4 protein-coding genes are annotated in these 2,739 nt (G+C 41.4%); 1 reads left to right on the top strand and 3 read right to left on the bottom strand.

The annotated features are described in order from the left end of the window. Positions 1-174: 174 nt before the first annotated feature. Positions 175-576, bottom strand: coding sequence for a hypothetical protein (locus tag JCM19038_RS20110; RefSeq protein ID WP_042421329.1), 402 nt, complete (start codon positions 574-576; stop codon positions 175-177). A 75-nt stretch (positions 577-651) separates the two neighbouring features. On the opposite strand from JCM19038_RS20110, the gene JCM19038_RS20105 reads away from it, so the two are divergent. Beyond that, a complete protein-coding gene (locus tag JCM19038_RS20105) occupies positions 652-915 on the top strand; it encodes a hypothetical protein (RefSeq protein ID WP_042421326.1) in 264 nt (87 codons plus the stop codon). Positions 916-934: 19 nt separating this feature from the next. Here the strand turns inward: JCM19038_RS20105 and smpB are convergent, their stop codons facing one another. Continuing rightward, positions 935-1,411: an SsrA-binding protein SmpB gene (gene smpB, locus JCM19038_RS20100; RefSeq protein ID WP_042421322.1), complete on the bottom strand. Its 477-nt coding sequence runs from the start codon at positions 1,409-1,411 to the stop codon at positions 935-937. 126 nt (positions 1,412-1,537) lie between these two features. Beyond that, the gene (locus JCM19038_RS20095; RefSeq protein ID WP_042421319.1) at positions 1,538-2,608 is read right to left on the bottom strand and encodes a branched-chain amino acid aminotransferase; all 1,071 of its coding nucleotides are present in this window, start codon (positions 2,606-2,608) and stop codon (positions 1,538-1,540) included. Positions 2,609-2,739: the final 131 nt, after the last annotated feature.

Raw genomic sequence — 2,739 nt, 5'->3', positions numbered from 1 at the left:
CAAGAGCCGTGCGCAGTGTAGCAAGAGCAAGCGTGGTGTAGCAAGAGCCAGGCGTGGTGTAGTAAGAGCCGTGCGCAGTGTAGCAAGAGAAAGGCGGGGTGTAGTGATCCAAGCAACGGCAACATAGAACAAAACCCCCAGGACAAAAAACAATGTCCTGGGGGTTTTCGCATATTAAACTCCAGCTTCAATTTTAGCTGCCCGGTGTTGGCGCAGTGCGAGAAATCCTGCAATGGTAATTGGGGTAAACATGAAGAACGAGCTAATGAAAAAAACAAAGTCGAATTCAGGGTAGAAGCTAATTAGCAAGGATAAAACGAATAGAATAATCCCTGTTGCTAGTAATTGTTTGGCTGCTCGACCTTTTTTCTTATGTAAATTAATGGTCCCTAAAATTCCAAGTGTTAAGAGTAGAAGGGGGATTCCTACAATTACGGCTATAATGAGGAGTAACATCCAAATTCCTTCTTCTGGTAGAAAAAATGATACAAATCCAGTGATAAACAAGATACTAATCATATAACTAACCAACTGTACGAGACTGACGATGGAAAGAATAAGTTGAGCAACATACATCTGCGGCACCTCCTTTATTAAGATTTACGACTAAATTGGATTGTCTATTCATACGTTGTGAATGAGGTGTTGTACATGTCTACGTTCGGGTTGTTAATTATGTTTCAATTCATTGCAATTGTAATTTTACTTGGGGTGCTCAGCTTTATTGCTCTTCATCTTTCTGAGCGTACGCCTGTGAATAGTAAACGAGTCATTTTATGGATTGTTATTGTCACGATGATCGGTGTGATGGTCGTGGACTTATTGAATCAAGGGAATTTTCAAGTAACAGCATATGTGGTTCCGGCAATTGTGATTGTAATTTCAGCTTCAATGCTTACGAGAACAAAAAAATAAAGAGGCAGTTAAGGCCCCTTTATTCCATTCCTTTCATGCGTTGACCGATTGCTTTGTCCATTTGACGCTTAGCATCTTTCTTTTTGAGGGAATCGCGTTTGTCGTAGTGCTTTTTCCCTTTTCCGAGGCCGAGGAGTACTTTTGCAAAGCCGTTCTTTATATACACCTTTAATGGGACGAGTGCGTAGCCTTGTTGTTGTGACTTGCCGGTGAGTTTCTTGATTTGTTGTTTGTGTAAAAGAAGTTTCCTCGTACGTACAGGATCGTGGTTATGGCGGTTTCCTTGTTCATAAGGATTGATGTGTGCTTGATAAAGAAGTATTTCGCCATCTTCAATGCGAGCGAAGCTTTCTTTAATGTTCATCTGGCCTGCTCGAATTGATTTAATTTCTGTTCCTTTTAGCACGATCCCTGCTTCATACGTTTCTTCAATGAAAAATTCATGATTGGCTTTTCGGTTTTGTGCCAAAATTCGATTGTCATTTTTCTTCGCCATAGTCGTGCATCCTTTGTTCGATTGTCGTTATCTTATCGTAGCAAAAAAGGCCAAGCCCTGCAATTGAGACGTCATAACTGAAATGAAGAAAAAAAACCGCCAATGATTCGATTGGCGGTTTTTCGCTTATAAAACAGTCGTCCACCCGAATGGATCTTCTAGACGTCCAGTTTGAATCCCAGTAATTGCGTTATGAAGACGGTTTGAAATGTCACCCGTTTTATTGTTGTTAATCGTGTACTCCTTACCTTTGTAATCAAGGATACCGATTGGTGAGATGACAGCTGCTGTTCCTGTGCCGAATGCTTCTTCAAGTGTGCCATTTTGATGGGCTTGGATTAAATCATCCATCGCAATTCGGCGCTCATGAACAGGAAGATCCCAACTACGTAGAAGTTCAATGACGCTCTTTCGAGTCACCCCTTCAAGAATGGTACCGTTTATTTCTGGGGTATGAATCTCACCGTCGATTTTAAAGAAAACGTTCATGCTTCCTACTTCTTCAACGTACTTCTTCTCAAGACCATCTAACCAGAGGACTTGGGAGCGTTGGTGTTCAACGGCACGTTCTTGCGCCTTGTAAGCCGCACTATAGTTCCCAGCCGTCTTCGCATAGCCCGTTCCTCCTGGAGCTGCACGCGTATAAAAATCTTCGACAAAGATGCTAACAGGATCGATCCCTTCTGAGTAGTAAGAACCAACTGGAGACAAGATGACGAGAAACGTATACGTTTTTGAAGGTGCTACAGAAAGGCTTGCTTCTGTATTGATGACAAATGGACGGATATAAAGTGATTTGCCAGTGGATGTTGGAATCCAATCTTTCTCAAGACGGACGAGCTCTTTAATATAAGACAAGGTTTCCTTTTCATCGAGGGTTGGAATACTTAAACGCTCATTCGAACGATTAAGTCGCTTCATATTCTCCTCGGGGCGGAACAATCGTACATTTTCATCATGGTCTTTATACGCCTTTAATCCTTCAAATACAGTCTGACCGTAATGGAAAACCATGGCTGCCGGATCAAGTGTTAATGGCTCATAAGGTACGATGCGAGGGTGGTACCACCCTTTGTCGCTATGATAATCAATCAGTAACATATGATCAGTGAAATACTTGCCAAAACCTAACGCTTCTGGATCAGGCTTTGGCTTATGAGTGGTCGTCTTGATGACTTCTAGTGTTTGTGATGTCATAACTAAAGCCTCCGCTACTTTGATAAGTGTTATTTTTATAAAACTATATCATAATTCTAACCATTGTGCGGGAATTGCTAGAATTCATAGACAAAAGAATAAAAACATCATAACAAAAAAACTCGCCCAAT

The organism is Geomicrobium sp. JCM 19038, assembly GCF_000698125.1.
Classification (GTDB): domain Bacteria; phylum Bacillota; class Bacilli; order Bacillales; family Marinococcaceae; genus Geomicrobium_A.
The sequence above is the reverse complement of the archived record's forward strand: the minus strand, read 5'-3'. Positions and strand labels throughout refer to the sequence as shown.